Origin of the sequence: Streptomyces sp. NPDC096205 (assembly GCF_044763135.1) — a bacterium.
Lineage (GTDB): Bacteria > Actinomycetota > Actinomycetes > Streptomycetales > Streptomycetaceae > Streptomyces.
The window spans coordinates 269,560-286,174 of sequence record NZ_JBIWFS010000001.1 but is presented as its reverse complement, the minus strand read 5'-3'; the positions used below and the strand labels follow the sequence as shown (position 1 = coordinate 286,174).

The window sequence follows — 16,615 nt, the reverse complement described above, 5'->3', positions numbered from 1 at the left end:
TCCACGGAAGCCCGTACGTCCCCGCTGAGGGTCATCTCCTCAGATTTCGTCCGGCTGTGTTTGATCATCCCGGGAGGACTGGCTGGTCGACAGCCAGGAGCGCACCGGGTCCGCCATGCGCGTGGTGTCCACGGTGAGGTGGAGGCGTGTTCCACCGTCAGCGCCCGCGGGGTAGCTGCGCGCTTCCGTGGCGGCGAAACAACGGCGGAGAATCTCCGCGACATGGCGAGCCGCCTCCGGGTCCGCAGCGACGATACGAACCTCCGCGTGCCCGGCCGACGGCAGTTCCGGTGAGTTCATGGTGACTTCCTTGTTCCGTCAGGACGACGTACACCGGGCGACGTGTCGGTGGGTGTGGCGGCGTCGCCCATGCCCCCCGGCCGGCAGCAGGTCTGCGTCTCAGCCGTTCCCCTCGCGATCCTCACGGCGTGGGGCGTCCCCAGGAGGAGCCTGGGGCGCGGGTGCCGGTGGACTCCTCCGGTTCCGCCGACCGATTCCCGAAAGGGCATCGCTGTAGCGGAACGCCCTGATCCGGTCGGCATGCTGCGCGTTGAGCCGGTGGATCAGGACCATTCCCGCGATGATCACAAAGATGATCGCGGCCACGGTGACGGCTGCCTCCACGTCCTCACCTCTTCACGGCGGAACTCAAGATCCCGGTCGCGGCTCCGCCGTCGGTCTCCCATTCGTCTTCCCGGCTGCGAGCGTCTGCCGCGTCGTGGGTCATGGCCTCGTGGGCCATCAGACCGCTGGCGGTGCGGATGCCTCCCGGAACGGTTGCCGCTGCCATCAGTCGGGTGGCGACGGACGGCTCCGTCTCCGGAGGGATCACCAGCAGGTCCATGCGGCCCACCGTGTAGGAGAGGAGGATCACCTTGTTCGGATCCTGCTCATCGGCGAACCAGCCGACATGCACCGTGTGCCCCGTGACGGGGACCTTATGGGGGATGACCGGCCAGTGTGCCGGGTTCACGGTGACGCGAGTGATCCGGCCCCAGTGCGCGTCCAGCGCGTCCGTGAGCGTGGGGATCTCCCGGAGGAGATCACGGGAGCGGGGCCACCAGGCGCCGTCCAGAAGGCCTGGAACCGAGTTGGCCGGGGCCAGGGACAGACGGGCCGTCGCCGAAGGCAGGTGCTCTTTGATGATCGTAGAGTCGATGGTCGCGGTCATGACGCGGACCTGTCCCCGAGCCTCGTCCAGGAGGCCGGCGTTGTGGTTCACCGGGAACGGCACCGACAGGGCGGCCGGTGTGCGAAGTACTCTCGGTCTCTTCACTCTACGCCGCTCCCAGGCCCCGGAACGTGCTCGTGAGCAGGCATTTCACCCAAGGCAATGACAGGGTTTCGCTGTCGAAATGCAGTCAGGCTGTGCCCCGGGAGGGACGCTGGTCCGTGATGGTGGATTCAGTGACCGGCCAGACGGTGCCGCGCAGCAGGTGTGCGTCGCCATCGGCGGCGATGGTGACGGCTCGGCCGGTGCCGGAGGGGTAGATCCGTGCGGTGAAGGGCCTGCCGTCGATGAAGACCTCCAGGACGTTCGCCTCCACCAGGGCCCGGACGTGCACCGGTTCGGCCGGGTCGCCGGGGACGAGGTGCTCGCCTCGGGCCGGAGTGAGGTAGAGCGTCGAGGCGGTGGTGTCGATCCCGATGAGGCCTGTGCGCCGGTCGAGGACGATGTCTGTGTGCTCGGTGCCGGCGGCGTCGGCGAGAACGTTCAGCCGGACGCAGGCCCCTTCGGCGACGGCGATGACGAACTCGGCGTCGTAGTGACCGCCCGCGTCCGCCAGGAGCGTCCCTGAAGCGATCGGGGTCTCCTTGATGTCGAGGGACGGGACACCGCGCAGGGTGGCGAGCTCGGCGACAGGCCGGGACCGGACCTTCGACCCGTGCAGGTGGACCTCCCTGGCGACGGTGAGGCAGCCGCCGATGTTGTAGTGGCTCGCGGCGGCGTCGAAGTTCTCCCACGCCCATCCCCACATGAGCTGCCGTCCGTCGGGGGCGGTCATGGAGGTGGGGGCGTAGAAGTCGGGGCCGTGGTCGAGCCTGCCGCCGTGCGTGAGGGTGAGTTCCCGGTCGAGGCCGACCGCTGGGACGACCAGGCATGGGCGCAAGGAGCGGCGGCTCTCGTCCTGGCCATCCCCTTCGACACGACCGGCGTGACCGGGGAGCAGGGACGCCTCGTGCGGGCACGCCTCGTCGGGGCGGACGCGGCTGCCTCCTGACGGCGCCGCCGGTTCAGCGCCGCGCGTGTCAGAGCCGACCGCGCGCCCGCTGGGTGCGGCGGGTGAGGGAATCGGTGACGAGGGCGGCCACCAGCACCGCGGCCACGATCACGTACCGCACCTCGCTGCCCGACGCGATCGACTGGATGAACAGCACTCCCAGCGCGGCCGACCAGGCCCTGCCCCGCCCTCCGAAGAGGCTGGTCCCGCCGATGACGGCGGCGGCGATCGTACTGATCACCAGGGGCCCGAGCCGGTCAACTGGCCCACCGAGGTGATCTGCGAGGCCAGGAACAGCCCGCCCACCGCGGCCATCGCCCCGGACAGCGCGAAGACCGAAACACGCATCAGCGCGAAGACCGAAACACGCATCAGCGCGAAGACCGAAACACGCATCAGCGCGACGTTGATCCCGGCGCGGCGCGGCGTCTCGGCATTGCCTCCGAGTGCGTAGATCTTGCGGCCGTACGGCGTGCGGCGCAGGACGTAGTCCAGGCCGACGACGGCCAGGAAGAGCAGGAGGGCGAGCGGCAGCCCTCGGAACTCGTTGAGGACATACGCGGCGCCGCATCCGACGGCGGCTGTCACCGCAGTCCGGACCGCGATCTCGGCCCGCGACCGCGAAGGGCTGCCCGCCGCCCGCAGTCGCCGAATCGCCTTCAGCTTGTCGAACGCGTTCGCCTGCGCGGCCAGGCCGATGCCGTGGCGTTCCAGAGTCTTCAGCAGCGACTCCAGGTGCACCACCGACGACGGCCCCAGATCCCGCTGCCCGGCGTTCCCGAAGCCTCGTAGAGAAAAGGCAACCAGGCCGGCAGTGTTCCAGGCGGCCGACCGTCTTGGGACAACCATTTGGCCATGCCATGGGTCTCCCAGGTGATCACGTCGTGATCGCACTGACGAGGAGACCATCATCACCGCCATACGTAAGACCCTGACCGCCACCGCAGTAGTCGGTGCCGTGCTGGCAGGTTCGGCTGCCTGCGGCACCGTGGAGCAGCTCTCCGCGGGGAGGAAGCTCGAGCAGGCCTTCGAGAAGCTGGGCAAGGAGAAGACGATCTCCTTCGAGCTCGACCTGGACACCGACGCCGAGACCCTCAAAGCGCTGGACGCGTCCTCGGACCCGGAGCCCGGCGAGGAGATCCCCGACGAGGCCGCCGACCTGCTGAGCGGCGCGAAGATCAGTGTCACCGTGCAGTCGAGGAAGCCGATCGACGAGTCCGGGGAGAAGGACTACGTCGGTATGGCCATGAAGGTCAGCACCGAGGACGGCGACCTCATCGAGTACCGGATCGTCGGTGACTACACCTACATCCGCTCCGACATGGACTCCGTCGGCAAGGCGCTGGGCACCCCCGTCCCGTCCGCGAAGGACCTGCCCGCGGAGGCCGGCGGGCTCAAGAAGGTGCTCGAAGGCGAGTGGGTGAAACTCGACACCAAGAAGATGGAGGAGACCACCGCCGAGATGGGTGGCGAGCCCGGCGCCGAGCCCGAGCCGGAGCCCACCCTCGACGCCAAGACGCAGAAGAAACTGCTGGAGGCGCTCCGCAAGACCGTCGCCGGCGAGGTCGACTTCAAGACCGCCGGGGAGAAGAACGGCTCCGAGCACATCACCGCCACCGCCCCGTTCCGCACCCTGATGACGGAGTTCCTCGGCGAGGTCCGCCCGTTCGCCAAGAACCTGCCGCCGGGCATGGCCCTGCCCACGGACAAGGAACTCAAGGATGCCCCGAACACCGACGTCACGGCTGACTTCACGCTCAAGAACGGCGAGCTGACCGAGGTCCGCGTCGACCTCGCCAAGCTGGCCGAGAACGCCAAGGTGAAGAAGCTGGGCCTGGTGGTGCGCATGAGCGAGGGCCAGAAGCCCACGGCCCCGGCCGGCGCCACCGAGCTGAGCATCGAAGAGGTCCTGGGCGGCTTCGGCGCGGCGATGATGGGCGAGGAGGCCTTCGCCGAGGACGCGATGTAGTCGTAGGCAGGCGCAACACGATCAACGATCGCCACCGTGCGGCGCTCAGGCTCTCGGTGTCGCCTCCAGGACCCCGCCCCGCCTGCTCGCCGCCGGCTTCGTCGCCATGGAGGACGGCTACCAGATGGAGGTCCTTGCCGGCCGACGCACCCGCACCGAAGTGATCACCGCCCTGCACGCCTACGCTCGCGCCGTCACAGGGCACGACCTGGCCGACCACCCCTGACAACGGCCCCAGCCTCTGCTCCGGGCGGCCGCCGTTCTTGATCCCCCGTCCGGGGACGGCCAGGGTCGCTTGAGGGCGGTGGCCCTCGCCGTGACCGCCGCCATGGCTGTGTCCCTCGCTGGTGCCGGCGGAGTAGGAGCAGTCGCGCGCCGAGGACCAGTAGCCTGCGGGGCCCGGGGAAGTACCACGGGACCAGGGGGGATCCATGCGCAGGCCGGTCGACCGTGAGGTGTTCGTCCACTACGGCCAGATCTACGTCGAGAGCGACCCGGACGAGTTCGGCCCGGGCCTCGCCGAGGCGTTCGCCGGGCAGGTCAACGGCCTGTGCGGGGCGGCGTTTCCGGGTGCGCTGTTCCTGACCACAGGGCTGCACACGGGCGATGTCGGCTTCACGGTCGAAGTCCATGACCACGCCCCGCCGTTGGACCCGGTGTGGGAGGAGGTGGTGGAGGCGTCCTACCGGCCCGTCTCGGACACCAGCCTGCTCGTGCAGTGGGCGGCGGAGGACTCCTGGCCGCTGGGCCTGGAGGAGACCGACCTCCGGGTGCGCTACTGCGCCAGAGGCATGGACGAGGCGCGTGAAGCCGACACCCGCGGGGACGCCGAGGCGCCGTACGACCACTACCTCCTGCAGTTCTGGCCCGCCCCGCCCGCACCCGACCGCATCCTGAAGCAGACCGCGCGGACCGCCGCCTACTGGCACGGCTACGCCGCCGAGCAGCCGCCCCCTCCCACTCCCGCCGAACGCGCCGAGGCCGAACGCCGTGTCCGCCTCACGCAGGAGGAAGAGGAAAGGGAACACCTGCTGGCCCATGAGCGGGAGGAGTGGGGCGGCCGACTGCCGAGCCGGGCCCTGCGCGAGGTCGGCGGCAATGTGCACGGGCTCCTTCCCTTCGACCCGTCCCTCGTCCACGCCCTCGACGACGCCGGCCCCTCCCTCCAGCGTGCGGCGGCCGTGCTGGCGGCGCGCCGGGCGTGTGAGGTGGCCGGCCTCAGCGGCCTGGACTGGATCGCCGCGGGCCTCGCCGCGCTGGACGAGGGGCGTCCCCTGCCGCCGCCGTTCGACGACCCGGACCGTATGTGGCGGGCCCTGGACAGCGACCCGCGCGTCCCCGACCGTACGGTGGCCCAGGCCGTGCCGCCCGAGCCGTCGCGGATACCCGAGGTCCGGCTTCCCGCGCAGGTGGTCGGGCCCGCGGCCGCGCTGATCGAGTCGTCGGGGGCCTCCGGGACGACGTCGTACGTCGGAGAACTCAGGCTGTCCCAGCCGCACATGGCGCTCCCCGCCCTGCTCGCCGCCGCCGAGCCGGACCCCCTCCGGGCGGCCCTGGACGCGGTGCACGCGGCCGTGACGGCCTACGGCGAGGACTACCCGAGCCTCCTCGCGGAGGTGCGGGCGTGCCTCGAGGTCACGGGGCCGTGAGCCGCAGGCCCGTCACCAGTTCCGGGCGGCGTGGCTGTCGGGGTCGATGCAGCCGGCCTCGTAGGCGACGACGACTCCTTCGCCGCCGGCCGCCCCGGTCCGCAGGGCGAGGCCCGGCGCCCGTGTGCGTGCGGATGACGATGTCCTCGCCGTCCATTCACATGGTTGACGGGACGGATCTGCCGCAGCGCTCGGTCGCGGCCCAGGGAGACACCGCCGAGGAGCCCCAGGGCAGCGCGAGCGGCCCAGGCCGGCGCCTGCCGCCCAGGTGGCGTGGTGCCCTACATGCTCAGCACATGCGCCTGGATCGCCGTGGCCGCGGCGCCGCGTGCCCAGTGTGTGAAGTCGCTGTGCTGGACGTCCAGTTCGAGCGGGCCGGCCGTCGGGGCGCGGTCGGCGCGCACCGCCTCGTCGACCGCCGTACGGGCCACCTCCGCCAGGCGGACGCCCTCTCCCGCGAGCACGATCTTCCGCACCAGGGTGAAGTTGGCGATCGCGGCCACCAGCCGGCCGAGGGCGTGTCCGGCGGCGGTCACGACCTGCGCGGCCACCGGGTCACCGTCTGCGGCGAGATCGAGGCACTCGTCGTACGTCACCGAACGTCGCAGCCCCACGGACACGGCGGCGCGGAGGGACGACGTCGTCAGCATGGCCGTGGCGCAGCCCCGGTGGCCGCTCGGGCAGAGCGGGCCCAGCGGGTCGAGGGGGCAGTGGCCGAGGAGGCCGATGCCGGCGTCCGGGCTGTCGACGACCGTGTCGTGCATGACCAGCCCGTAGCCGATGCCGGCCCCGATGGTGAGGACCGCGAAGCGGTCGTGCCCGCGGGCCACGCCGAACCAGTGCTCGGCCCGGGTCAGCGCCAGCAGGTCGTTGTCGACGGTGACGGGCAGCCCGAGGGCGTCCGTCAGCAGAGCGCAGAGAGGCACGTCCTCGGTCCAGCCCAGGAAGGGCGCCTCCGTGACGGTCGTGTGCCGGGCGACGCGTCCGCCGAGACTGACACCGACCCGGCTGAGCGGCGGGCCCTCGGCGGTGAGGTCGTCGGTGAGTTCGCGGACGGCGTTCACGACCGACTCCGGATCCCGGCCGGTCAGGGGCCTGCGCGCGGAGGCGACGACCTCGGCGCGGAGGGTCGTCAGGACGGCGTGGACGTCGTCGCCGGTCACCTTGGCGCCGACGAAGTGGTGCGCCGAGGGGTTGATGTCCAGCGGCCGGGTCCGCCGTCCGGTACGGACCCCCTGGTCGGGGCCGGTGTGCTCGAGGCCGGTGTCCACCTCCACGAGCAGCCCGTCGTCGACCAGCGGCTTGGTGAGCCGGGTGAGGCTGCCCGCCGACAGGTCCAGCCGCCGGGCCATCTCGCTGCGGGAGACGGGCCCGCGCAGGAGCACTTCCAGGGCGACGGCGCGCGTCGCCCCGGTCAGCGGGGCCGACGGCTCTGAGGTGGCATCCACCGGGGGTACCTCCGCGGGGTGGTGACGGTGGGCGGGTGGGGTCAGCGTCCCATAGGGTCAGATTACTTCCGGTACAGAAATCGGATACGGAGGTTCGCCTGGAATGTCGGGTCAGCCTCGGGGCTTGACGGCAAGACACTTTCGCGGTGAAAGTCTCTGGCGAGTCCGTGCCCACCTCCGCTCCAGAGTCCGCGCCCACTCCTCCACTCCTCTCGAGGGGACCCCGCATGCCCGACGACGACCTCCTCCACCTCCGCGCCGCCGGCACGAGCCTCGTCCTGGACTGCACCGGCGGCCTGCTGCCCCGGATCGTCCACTGGGGCGCGGACCTAGGTCCCCTCACCCGTGACGCCCTGGCCGGCCTGGCCCTCGCCGACGCGCAGCAGGTCGTGTCGTCCTCGATCGACGATCCGGTCCCGCTCAGCGTGCTGCCGCAGCAGTCCGCCGGCTGGCTCGGCACCGCCGGACTCACCGGGCACCGCGACGGACAGGACTTCTCAACGGCCTTCAGCGTCCGGTCCGTTCGGCCGGAGAGCGGCGAGGGCCCGGTCGCGCACCGCCTGACGGTGGACGCCGTCGACGACCACGCGCACCTCGCCCTGACCCTGGAGATCGAGGTGACCCGGTCCGGTCTGGTCCGGCAACGGGCCACCCTCACCAACGAGGGGGACCGCCCCTACACCCTGGACGGGCTGCTGCTGACCCTGCCCGTGCCCGGCCAGGCCACCGAGCTGCTCGACCTCACCGGCCGGCATCTGCGCGAACGCGCCCCGCAGCGGCACGAGTTCACCGTCGGCACGCACCTGCGGGAGAACTGGCGCGGGCGCACCGGGATCGACGCGACCCTCGTCCAGGTCGCGGGCGAGAGCGGGTTCGCCTTCCGCGCCGGTGAGGTGTGGGGTCTGCATGTCGCCTGGAGCGGCAACCACCGCTCGCTGGCCGAGCGCACCCCGGCCGGCGTACGTCTGCTCGGCGGGGGCGAGAGCCTGCTGCCCGGCGAGATCCGGCTCGCCACCGGTGAGCGGTACAACTCGCCTTGGATCTACGGCTCGTACGGGCGCGGACTCGACGAACTGGCCGGGCGTTTCCACGGCTACCTCCGCGACCGTGCCCACCACCCGCGCTCGCCGCGGCCGGTCACCCTGAACACCTGGGAGGCCGTCTACTTCCAGCACGACGAGGGCAAGTTGAAGGCGCTGGCCGATGTGGCGGCCGAGGCAGGGGCGGAGCGCTTCGTCCTCGACGACGGCTGGTTCCACGGCCGCCGCGACGACACCGCGGGGCTCGGCGACTGGTACGTCGACAAGGACGTCTGGCCGGAGGGACTGCACCCGCTGGTCGACCATGTGCACGCGCTGGGCATGCAGTTCGGCCTCTGGTTCGAGCCGGAGATGATCAACCCCGACTCCGACCTCGCCCGGGCCCACCCCGAGTGGATCATGGCCACGGGCGGGCGCACCCCGCCGGCCGCCCGCCACCAGCAGGTCCTCGACCTCGGTCACCCGCAGGCGTACGCCTACCTGCTGGAGCGCCTGGACGCGCTCGTCACCGAGTACCGCATCGCGTACATCAAGTGGGACCACAACCGGGACCTGGTCGAGGCCGGGCACAGCCCGCTCGGCACGCCCGGGGTGCACGCCCAGACCCTCGCCGTGTACCGGCTGATCGACGAGCTGCGCGCCCGCCATCCCCGTCTGGAGATCGAGTCCTGCTCGTCCGGGGGCGGCCGGATCGACCTCGGCATCCTGGAGCGCACCGACCGGGTGTGGACCAGCGACTGCATCGACGCCCTGGAGCGCCAGCAGATCCAGCGCTGGACCGGGCTCCTGCTGCCGCCCGAACTGCTCGGCTCGCATGTGGCCGCGCCCGTCGCCCACACCACCGGCCGGGCGCACACCCTGGACTTCCGTGCGGCCACGGCCCTGTTCGGCCACTTCGGCATCGAGTGGGACCTCACCCTCGCCTCCGCCGAGGACCGCGCCCGGCTCGCCGAGTGGGTCACGGCGTACAAGCGGCTGCGGCCCCTGCTGCACTCCGGCACGGTCGTCCACGGCGACCATCCGGACCCCGTCCTCTGGCTGCACGGGGTCGTCGCGGCCGACCGGTCCCACGCGGTCTACGCCCTGGTCCAGACGGCCACGAGCGTGCAGTCCCCGCCCGGCCGGGTCCGCTTGCCCGGCCTCGACCCGGAGGCCGTGTACCGGTTGTCCCCGCTCGCCCCCGGCGACCGCCCGGAGGGGCCGACCGGCTCGAAGCTGCCCTGGTGGCACGGCGGCGGGGTGGAACTGGCCGGGCGGATCTTGGAGGCCGTCGGCGTACAGGCTCCTGCGCTGTTCCCGGAGCGGGCGGTCCTGGTGGAGGCGCGCAGGGTCGGCGCCTGAACCGCCGTTGCGTTTGGCGTGGCGTGTCACGTGCAAAGGGACCGCTTCTCCGCTCCCACCGATGTCGTCGACGGCGGCGTCGGACCGGCCAGGGTGGAGGTTCAGGCGAGGGTGAGCTGCTTCCAGACCTGGGCGGCGGTGCCGTTGCACTCGTGGATCTGCAGCTGGACGCCGTTGGTGAAGTCGCCGTAGGGCACGTCCAGGCACTTGCCGGACCGGGGATTGCTGAGGGCCGCCGGGTTCGGCTGGTCGTAGCGCCACTGCTGGGCGCCGGTGGCGTTGCATGTGTAGATCTGCACCTTGGTGCCGTCGGCGGTGCCGCCGTTCGCGACGTCCAGGCACTTACCGGAGTGGGGGTTCACCAGGGTGCCCTCGGGCGTGCTCTTCCAGGTCTGCCCCAACGAGCCGTTGCAGTCCCACAGTTGCACCCGTGCGGCGTCCTCCTTGCTCGCGCCGCCGACGTCCAGGCAGTGCCTGCCGCCGTCGGGGCTGTAGGTGAACTCCGTGGGCGTGGCCACCGGGCCGGTCACCGTGAAGGCGCACCACGCGGACCAGGGGGACGCGCCCTCGGAGCTCTCGGCGCGGATGCGCCACTGGTAGTCACCCGCGCTGAAGGTGCCGGTGGGGATCTGAAGGCCCCAACCATGGCCGTCCGGACCGGTGTTGACCTGGTAGCTGTGGAAGGGCGCCTCGCCCGGACGCGCCAGCTCCAGCGTCCCGCCGAGGTTCGGCCGGGGCTCCACCCCCTTGACGGAGGCGGCGAACAGGGGCGAGAAGGTGTTGGCCGTGCTGAACGTCGGCGGGGTCGGCTCGCCGCACGCCTGGAATCCCGCATACGGGCCGTCCGAGATCCGCAGGGCCTCCGGGACGTCGGGCGTCGCGGCCCACGCGGCCGTGGGGACGCCGACGACAGCGGCGGTCAGGACGGCGGCGGCCACGGAACGCATCCGGCTCATGCTCACTCCATCACAAGATCGACAGTTGGGTCGATCAGGAGTTCACACCGCCGGGCGCGTCCGCGTCAGCCCCCTGCGGCCGGAGGTAAGGGGTCCGTCATATCTGCCTGCCCGCGGTGGTCAGAGCGTCGCCGCGTGGTCCGGGACGTAGGTCTGCAGGTCGCGCGGCGGACGTTCGTAGCCTGTGGACGCCGGGCGGTCCGGCAGTTCGAGGACCGGGGGCGGGACCTCCTTGTAGGGCACGGAGTCCAGCAGATGGGCGATCATGTTGACCCGGGCCCGGCGCTTGTCGTCGCTCTCCACGACGTACCAGGGCGCCTCCGCGATGTCGGTGTGCACCATCATCTCGTCCTTGGCCCGGGAGTACGCCTCCCAGCGGGTGATCGACTCCAGGTCCATCGGGGACAGCTTCCACCGCCGCAGCGGATCCTCCAGCCGGCGCCGGAAACGGTCCTGCTGCTCGGCGTCGCTCACCGAGAACCAGTACTTGCGCAGCAGGATGCCGTCCTCCACCAGCATCCGCTCGAAGATCGGGCACTGGCGCAGGAACCGCTGGTACTCCTCCATGCTGCAGAAGCCCATCACATGCTCGACACCGGCCCGGTTGTACCAGGACCGGTCGAACAGCACGATCTCCCCGGCGGCCGGCAGCTGCTCGATGTACCGCTGGAAGTACCACTGGCTGCGCTGGCGTTCGGTCGGCTTGGGCAGGGCCGCGATCCGTGCGACGCGGGGGTTGAGGTGTTCGGTGACCCGCTTGATGGTGCCACCCTTGCCCGCCGCGTCCCGGCCCTCGAAGACGACCACCAGCCGGGCGCCCTCCGACCGCACCCACTCCTGCAGCTTCACCAACTCGGTCTGCAGCCGCAGCAGTTCACGCTCGTACGCCTTACGGGGCAGCTTCGCCGTCCCCTTCGGCGTCTTCTTGTCCGCCGTCTTCTTGTCGCCCATGACGCCGCTCCACTGCCGGTCGAACACCAGGACGCCACCGTACTTTCCCGCCCCGCACCCCGCACGCGGACACCTCTGGTTCACCGGGACTTTGGGACAAGGCCCCTTCCCGGCCGGTGACTTCGAGCCGCCACGGGCCGTGTCATGCCGGACTGTGCCGTCGTACGGCGGTGTCGGGCCCGGTCAGATGCGAGGTGAACCAGTCGCGGGCCAGCTCGGCGACCGTGTCCAGCGTGCCGGGTTCGGTGAACAGGTGGGTCGCGCCGGGCACCACGGCGAGCCGGTGCTCGCAGTGCAGCCGGTCCGCCGCGAGCCGGTTGAGGCTGAGCACCTGCTTGTCGAGGCTGCCGACGACCAGCAGGGTCGGCGCCCGTACGCGGGCCAGCGTGGCGGCGGAGGCGAGGTCGGGCCGGCCGCCGCGGGAGACGATCGCGAGGACGTCGTCGTCGGCCGCGGCTTCCAGACACGCGGCCGCACCGGTGCTCGCCCCGAAGTACGACACCGGCAGCCCCGCCTCCCGGCGCAGCCAGTCGGCGGTGCCCCGCAGCCGCCGGGCCAGCAGCAGCGTGTCGAAGACATTGGCCCGGTCGCCCTCCTCGTCCTCGGTGAGCAGGTCGAGCAGCAGCGTGCCCAGACCCGCCCGGTTCAGCTCGGTGGCGACGTACTGGTTGCGCGGGCTGTGCCGGCTGCTGCCGCTGCCGTGCGCGAACACCACGACGGCCGGGGCGCCGCCGGGCAACGCGAACCGGGCGGCGAGCCGCACACCGTCCAGCGGGACCTCCAGCTCGGGGTCGGCGGGGAGGCTCCCCTCGTCGTCGCGCGGGTGTTCCCGCTCCCGCTCGGCGGCCCGCGCCAGCAGCGCGGTGACCTCCGCGTCGGGGGTCTGGTCGAAGTCGCGGTACCAGGCGCCGACCGAGCCGAACGCGGCCGGTGCCTCCAGGCACACCACGTCGTCGGTGACGGCGCGCAGGCGGGACAGCGTGCGGTCGGGGGCGACGGGCACGGCCAGCACGATCCGGGCGGCGCCCTGTCCGCGCACCACCCGGCAGGCGGCCAGCGCGGTGGCGCCGGTGGCGAGGCCGTCGTCCACGACGACGACGGTCCGCCCGCGCACCGGGACGGGCGGACGCCCGACCCGGTAGGTGGCGACCCGCCGCTCCAGTTCGGCCCGTTCGCGCTCCTCGACCCTGGCCTGTTCGGCGACGCTCACCCCGGCCGCGTCCAGGACGTCGTCGTTGAGGACCCGTACCCCGTGCTCGCCGATCGCGCCGAACGCGAGCTCCGGCTGCCAGGGCACCCCGAGCTTGCGCACCACCAGCACGTCGAGCGGGGCGTCCAGGCTGCGGGCGACCTGGTAGGCGACCGGGATGCCGCCGCGCGGCAGACCCAGCACGACCGCGTCCGCGCCGCGCAGGCCGTCCAAGGCGTCCGCCAGCCTGCGTCCGGCGTCCACACGGTCGTCGAAGCGCATGCGGCCACCTCCTCGCGGGCCGGTCAGCCTGTCTTGTGGCCGCCCCAGCGCGGGCCGACCAGCTCCCATTCGCGGCCCCACAGATCCAGGCGCCGCTGGTCCAGACGCCACCGCACGACGGCCCCGGCGCCCACGACGGTGCCGGCGAAGGCGACAGCGGCTGCCGCGCCGAGCAGGCCGGCCTCGACGGAGGCCTCCGTGCTGGTGGGCGGTTCGGTGGCGAGCGTGCCCCGCGGGTCCTGCCAGACCATGACCGGGGATCCGGTCTTGTGCCCGCGCTCCACGAGAGCGACGCCGGTCCGCGTGGTGCCGTCCGGGGCGGTCCATCGCACCTTCGCCCTCACCTGGTCGGAGACCGTGCCCGCGCGCGGGGCGTCGGACGGCGCGTCCGCGAGGACCACCGCGCGTACGGGGGTGCGCTCGGCGCGCTGCTCGGCGAAGGAGGCGTCGGCGGCGCGTGCCGCCATGGTGCCGGCCACGATCCCGCCGACCAGCGCGATCAGCCACACGGCCAGCACGACCCAGGCCTCGACGAGGTCGTCACGCCGCCGCAGCGGGTTCGTGCGCCACCGCCAGAACCAGTGCTTGGAGTACCTGTAGCCGTGCATCGCCTCGCACCTCCCTACCAGGGTCACACTCCGCCGCTACGGCGTCGAGCCCGCGGCGGCGGGTTGTCGCGTGCGAGCGGCGGGAGGTGCCGGGCCGTCCCCACCCGGGCAGGCCTCACGTGGTCACAGGCCCTGCCAGCTCCACGATGTCGTCGGCGGCCACGTCGTGCAGCCGGATGGCCAGGTCCTCCAGGGCGCGGCTGGCGGCGAGTTCGTCGCCGATCTCCGGTATGGGCCGGTCCATGGGGTTGCGCCGGGCCGTGCCGCGGCCGGTGACGCTGTCGGTCTCGGCCGTGCCACCCGTGGACAGGACGGCCCGCGCCTGCGTGTCGTCGCCGCTCTCGGTGATGTAGATCTGCACGGTCCACTGCTTGGCTTCCATCGCGCTCACTCCCGTACGGCGTTGCGGTGTGCCCCGTTCCCTCTCAGCGTGCGCCCCCGTGGGACCGGGGTCCAGTTCCCTCGAACGGGTGTTGCCAAGGCCCCGTGCTGTGCGCTTAGACTGTCTGTACAGACATTGGACTGCCAGTCCAGGCAGGTGCGGGAGGAGGGCAGGGCATGGCCACCGAGCAGGTCCTGGAGCAGGAACGGGACGCGATCATCGCCGCGCTCACCCCGGTCGTCGAGGGCATCGCGGCGACCTTCGGTCCCGTCTGCGAGGCGGTGCTGCACGACTACCGGCGGCCGGAGAAGTCCGTGGTCGCCGTGGCCGGTTCGGTGACGGGGCGCACGGCGGGCGGGGCGATGAGCGAGATCGGCATGCGCGTCCTCGCCCGCGGCGACGAGGCGGCCGACGAGCTCAACTACCTCACCCGCACCCGCGACGGACACCTGATCAAGTCCTCCACCATCGTGCTCCGCGACTCCACCGGCGCGGTCTTCGGCGCCCTGTGCCTCAACCTCGACATCGGCGCGGTCTCCCAGGCCCACGCCCTGCTCGGCGCCCTCGCCGGCCTCGGCAGCGCCCCCGCCGACCACCTGCCCGTCACCACCTTCGGCCACGACATCGACTCCGTGGTGGACGCCATCGTCGACGCCCACCAGCTCCACCGGCACCAGAACTGGGCCGGCCTGGACCGCGCCGCGAGACTCGAGCTGTTCCGCAGCCTGGACGAACACGGCGTCTTCGCCGTCCGCCGGTCTGTCGAACAGGTCGCCGCCCGTCTCGGCATCTCCCGCGCCTCCGCCTACAACTACCTGTCCCAGGCGCGTGCCGCGGACGAGACCGACTCCGCGCGGCGGGCCTCGGGCGCGACCGGCAGCGGCTCGGGCTCGGCCGCGAAGGGGGGTCGGTCGTGAGGGCGGTTGTGGACAGGCCCCGCCCACTGCTCTGAAGCGGACTCACCTGTGACGCCGACCGTGAAGGGAATCCGTCCGTGACGCTGACAAGGGAAGCCGCCCGTGACGCCGACCGTGAAGCGAACCCATCCGTGACGCCGACCGTGAAGGGAACCCGCCCGTGAGGACCACCGCTCCGAAGGGAGCCCGCCCGTGACGACGACCGCCCCGCCCGTCACCCTGGACGACGTCCGCGACGCCGCCGCACGCCTCGACGGCGTAGCCCACCGCACCCCCGTGCTGCGCTCACGCACCCTCGACGCCCTGACCGGCTGCGAGGTCCACCTGAAGTGCGAGAACTTCCAGCGTGTGGGTGCCTTCAAGTTCCGCGGCGCCTTCAACGCCGCCTCGCGGCTCACGCCCGAGCAGCGGGCGCGGGGCATCGCCGCCTACTCCTCCGGCAACCACGCCCAGGCTGTCGCCCTCGCCGCGCGCGAGCTGGGCACGACCGCGGTGATCGTCATGCCGGAGGACGCGCCCCGCTCCAAGCGGGAGGCGACGGAGGGCTACGGCGCCGAGATCGTCACCTACGACCGCTACACAGGCGACCGTGTCGCCATCGCCGAGGCCCTCGCGGCGGAGCGCGGTCTCACCCTGATCCCGCCGTACGAGCACCCGCACATCATCGCCGGACAGGGCACCGCAGCCCTCGAACTCCTGGAGGAGACCGGGGAGCTGGACACCCTGGTCGTGCCGGTCGGCGGCGGCGGATTGATCGCCGGCAGCGCCACCGCCGCGAAGGGCCTGTACCCCGGCACACGGGTCGTCGGGGTGGAGCCGGAGGCGGGGGACGACACCAAGCGGTCCCTGGAGGCGGGCCGGCGCGTCAGCATCCCAGTGCCGCACACCATCGCCGACGGACAGGCCCTGCACACCCCGGGCGAGCTGACCTTCTCCGTGAACCGGCGGCTGGTCGACGAGATCGTCCTGGTCACCGACGACGAGATACGTGCCGCGATGCGGTTCGCCTTCGAGCGGCTGAAGATCGTGCTGGAGCCGAGCGGCGCCACACCGCTGGCCGCCCTGCTGACCGGCCGCGCCGGACGCGGCTCGCGCCGCACCGGCCTGATCCTGTCCGGCGGCAACATCGACGCCGACCGGTTCGCGCACGTGTGCGCCGGGGGCACGTGATCGCATCCCCCGGATGGCGGACTACGGCTCGACGGGCGGACGATGAGAGGGGGCAGGACCGGACTCGGCCGTCGGCAGACGGCGGGAAGGGAGGAGCGTCATGCTGGAGACGAAGACGCTCGACCAGACGGACGACCGGCGCGAATTCGGCCACGGTCACCTCGAAGCGGTCCACCTGCAAGGGTGCGACTTCGCTGTGGCGACCTTCGAACCGGGCTGGCGCTGGTCCCAGGACGTGGGACCGATCGCAGGCACCGACAGCTGCCAGATGAACCACAACGGCTACATCGCCCAAGGCCATCTCCACATCCGCATGGACGACGGCGCGGAGACCGAGGTAGGCCCGGGTGACGTCTTCGTGTGCTCGCCCGGACACGACGCATGGGTCATCGGCGACGAGACCTGCATCGCCTACGACTTCGAGGGCCAGACGGCCAAGGAGTACGCGAAGGGCAAGCAGACATGAGGCAGAGGGATCGAGGTAGCGGTCC

18 protein-coding genes are annotated in these 16,615 nt (G+C 72.0%); 7 read left to right on the top strand and 11 right to left on the bottom strand.

Annotated features, from left to right (window positions below):
* Nucleotides 1-39 precede the first annotated feature (39 nt).
* From ACIQ6Y_RS01325 to ACIQ6Y_RS01315, 3 genes are all read right to left on the bottom strand, one after another.
* Entirely contained in the window at nt 40-300 is a 261-nt protein-coding gene (locus ACIQ6Y_RS01325; protein ID WP_404031168.1) for a hypothetical protein, read from the bottom strand.
* Between the two features lie 328 nt (nt 301-628).
* Nucleotides 629-1,171, bottom strand: a complete 543-nt coding sequence (locus tag ACIQ6Y_RS01320; RefSeq protein ID WP_404031165.1) for a DUF5994 family protein — start codon at nt 1,169-1,171, stop codon at nt 629-631.
* A 190-nt stretch (nt 1,172-1,361) separates the two neighbouring features.
* Nucleotides 1,362-2,006 (bottom strand): GH32 C-terminal domain-containing protein, encoded by a 645-nt coding sequence (locus ACIQ6Y_RS01315; protein ID WP_404031162.1) that lies wholly within the window; start codon nt 2,004-2,006, stop codon nt 1,362-1,364.
* 45 nt (nt 2,007-2,051) lie between these two features.
* On the opposite strand from ACIQ6Y_RS01315, the gene ACIQ6Y_RS01310 reads away from it, so the two are divergent.
* Nucleotides 2,052-2,222, top strand: a complete 171-nt coding sequence (locus ACIQ6Y_RS01310; protein WP_404031160.1) for a hypothetical protein — start codon at nt 2,052-2,054, stop codon at nt 2,220-2,222.
* Nucleotides 2,223-2,250: 28 nt separating this feature from the next.
* On the opposite strand, the gene ACIQ6Y_RS01305 is transcribed toward ACIQ6Y_RS01310, so the two are convergent.
* Nucleotides 2,251-2,463, bottom strand: coding sequence for a hypothetical protein (locus tag ACIQ6Y_RS01305; protein WP_404031157.1), 213 nt, complete (start codon nt 2,461-2,463; stop codon nt 2,251-2,253).
* Complete coding sequence (locus ACIQ6Y_RS01300) at nt 2,460-3,071, bottom strand: hypothetical protein (protein ID WP_404031154.1); 612 nt, start codon at nt 3,069-3,071, stop codon at nt 2,460-2,462. Before ACIQ6Y_RS01300 ends, ACIQ6Y_RS01305 begins: the two co-directional genes overlap by 4 nt.
* 109 nt (nt 3,072-3,180) lie before the next feature.
* Between ACIQ6Y_RS01300 and ACIQ6Y_RS01295 the strand changes: the two genes are divergently transcribed.
* The gene (locus ACIQ6Y_RS01295) at nt 3,181-4,191 is read left to right on the top strand and encodes a hypothetical protein (protein ID WP_404031152.1); all 1,011 of its coding nucleotides are present in this window, start codon (nt 3,181-3,183) and stop codon (nt 4,189-4,191) included.
* 431 nt (nt 4,192-4,622) lie between these two features.
* Entirely contained in the window at nt 4,623-5,840 is a 1,218-nt protein-coding gene (locus ACIQ6Y_RS01290; RefSeq protein ID WP_404031149.1) for a hypothetical protein, read from the top strand.
* A gap of 281 nt (nt 5,841-6,121) precedes the next feature.
* Here ACIQ6Y_RS01290 and ACIQ6Y_RS01285 read toward each other — a convergent pair whose 3' ends face one another.
* Entirely contained in the window at nt 6,122-7,288 is a 1,167-nt protein-coding gene (locus ACIQ6Y_RS01285) for an ROK family protein (RefSeq protein ID WP_404031146.1), read from the bottom strand.
* Nucleotides 7,289-7,515: 227 nt separating this feature from the next.
* On the opposite strand from ACIQ6Y_RS01285, the gene ACIQ6Y_RS01280 reads away from it, so the two are divergent.
* Nucleotides 7,516-9,669: an alpha-galactosidase gene (locus ACIQ6Y_RS01280; protein ID WP_404031144.1), complete on the top strand. Its 2,154-nt coding sequence runs from the start codon at nt 7,516-7,518 to the stop codon at nt 9,667-9,669.
* 101 nt (nt 9,670-9,770) lie between these two features.
* On the opposite strand, the gene ACIQ6Y_RS01275 is transcribed toward ACIQ6Y_RS01280, so the two are convergent.
* The 5 genes from ACIQ6Y_RS01275 to ACIQ6Y_RS01255 form a co-directional block, all read right to left on the bottom strand.
* Nucleotides 9,771-10,625 (bottom strand): RICIN domain-containing protein, encoded by an 855-nt coding sequence (locus tag ACIQ6Y_RS01275; protein ID WP_404031142.1) that lies wholly within the window; start codon nt 10,623-10,625, stop codon nt 9,771-9,773.
* A gap of 120 nt (nt 10,626-10,745) precedes the next feature.
* Entirely contained in the window at nt 10,746-11,576 is an 831-nt protein-coding gene (gene ppk2, locus ACIQ6Y_RS01270) for a polyphosphate kinase 2 (protein ID WP_404033635.1), read from the bottom strand.
* 142 nt (nt 11,577-11,718) lie between these two features.
* The gene (locus tag ACIQ6Y_RS01265) at nt 11,719-13,047 is read right to left on the bottom strand and encodes a phosphoribosyltransferase family protein (RefSeq protein WP_404031139.1); all 1,329 of its coding nucleotides are present in this window, start codon (nt 13,045-13,047) and stop codon (nt 11,719-11,721) included.
* Between the two features lie 23 nt (nt 13,048-13,070).
* Nucleotides 13,071-13,655, bottom strand: a complete 585-nt coding sequence (locus ACIQ6Y_RS01260) for a hypothetical protein (RefSeq protein WP_404031137.1) — start codon at nt 13,653-13,655, stop codon at nt 13,071-13,073.
* Nucleotides 13,656-13,770: 115 nt separating this feature from the next.
* Entirely contained in the window at nt 13,771-14,037 is a 267-nt protein-coding gene (locus tag ACIQ6Y_RS01255; protein WP_404031134.1) for a DUF1876 domain-containing protein, read from the bottom strand.
* A 176-nt stretch (nt 14,038-14,213) separates the two neighbouring features.
* Here ACIQ6Y_RS01255 and ACIQ6Y_RS01250 point away from each other — a divergent pair, with 176 nt between their 5' ends.
* From ACIQ6Y_RS01250 to ACIQ6Y_RS01240, 3 genes are all read left to right on the top strand, one after another.
* Entirely contained in the window at nt 14,214-14,954 is a 741-nt protein-coding gene (locus ACIQ6Y_RS01250) for a transcriptional regulator (RefSeq protein WP_404031131.1), read from the top strand.
* Nucleotides 14,955-15,146: 192 nt separating this feature from the next.
* Nucleotides 15,147-16,124, top strand: a complete 978-nt coding sequence (locus ACIQ6Y_RS01245) for a threonine/serine dehydratase (RefSeq protein WP_404031129.1) — start codon at nt 15,147-15,149, stop codon at nt 16,122-16,124.
* 100 nt (nt 16,125-16,224) lie between these two features.
* A complete protein-coding gene (locus ACIQ6Y_RS01240) occupies nt 16,225-16,590 on the top strand; it encodes a cupin domain-containing protein (protein WP_404031126.1) in 366 nt (121 codons plus the stop codon).
* Nucleotides 16,591-16,615: the final 25 nt, after the last annotated feature.

Excerpts from the sequence above, each read along its gene's own strand:
- ACIQ6Y_RS01315 (WP_404031162.1), bottom strand. The coding sequence starts at position 2,006 with ATGACCGCCCCCGACGGACGGCAGCTCATGTGGGGATGGGCGTGGGAG.
- ACIQ6Y_RS01250 (WP_404031131.1), top strand. The coding sequence starts at position 14,214 with ATGGCCACCGAGCAGGTCCTGGAGCAGGAACGGGACGCGATCATCGCC.
- ACIQ6Y_RS01260 (WP_404031137.1), bottom strand. The coding sequence starts at position 13,655 with ATGCACGGCTACAGGTACTCCAAGCACTGGTTCTGGCGGTGGCGCACG.
- ACIQ6Y_RS01325 (WP_404031168.1), bottom strand. The coding sequence starts at position 300 with ATGAACTCACCGGAACTGCCGTCGGCCGGGCACGCGGAGGTTCGTATC.
- ACIQ6Y_RS01320 (WP_404031165.1), bottom strand. The coding sequence starts at position 1,171 with ATGACCGCGACCATCGACTCTACGATCATCAAAGAGCACCTGCCTTCG.
- ACIQ6Y_RS01255 (WP_404031134.1), bottom strand. The coding sequence starts at position 14,037 with ATGGAAGCCAAGCAGTGGACCGTGCAGATCTACATCACCGAGAGCGGC.
- ACIQ6Y_RS01300 (WP_404031154.1), bottom strand. The coding sequence starts at position 3,071 with ATGGTTGTCCCAAGACGGTCGGCCGCCTGGAACACTGCCGGCCTGGTT.
- ACIQ6Y_RS01265 (WP_404031139.1), bottom strand. The coding sequence starts at position 13,047 with ATGCGCTTCGACGACCGTGTGGACGCCGGACGCAGGCTGGCGGACGCC.
- ACIQ6Y_RS01280 (WP_404031144.1), top strand. The coding sequence starts at position 7,516 with ATGCCCGACGACGACCTCCTCCACCTCCGCGCCGCCGGCACGAGCCTC.
- ACIQ6Y_RS01275 (WP_404031142.1), bottom strand. The coding sequence starts at position 10,625 with ATGAGCCGGATGCGTTCCGTGGCCGCCGCCGTCCTGACCGCCGCTGTC.
- ACIQ6Y_RS01290 (WP_404031149.1), top strand. The coding sequence starts at position 4,623 with ATGCGCAGGCCGGTCGACCGTGAGGTGTTCGTCCACTACGGCCAGATC.
- ACIQ6Y_RS01240 (WP_404031126.1), top strand. The coding sequence starts at position 16,225 with ATGCTGGAGACGAAGACGCTCGACCAGACGGACGACCGGCGCGAATTC.
- ppk2 (WP_404033635.1), bottom strand. The coding sequence starts at position 11,576 with ATGGGCGACAAGAAGACGGCGGACAAGAAGACGCCGAAGGGGACGGCG.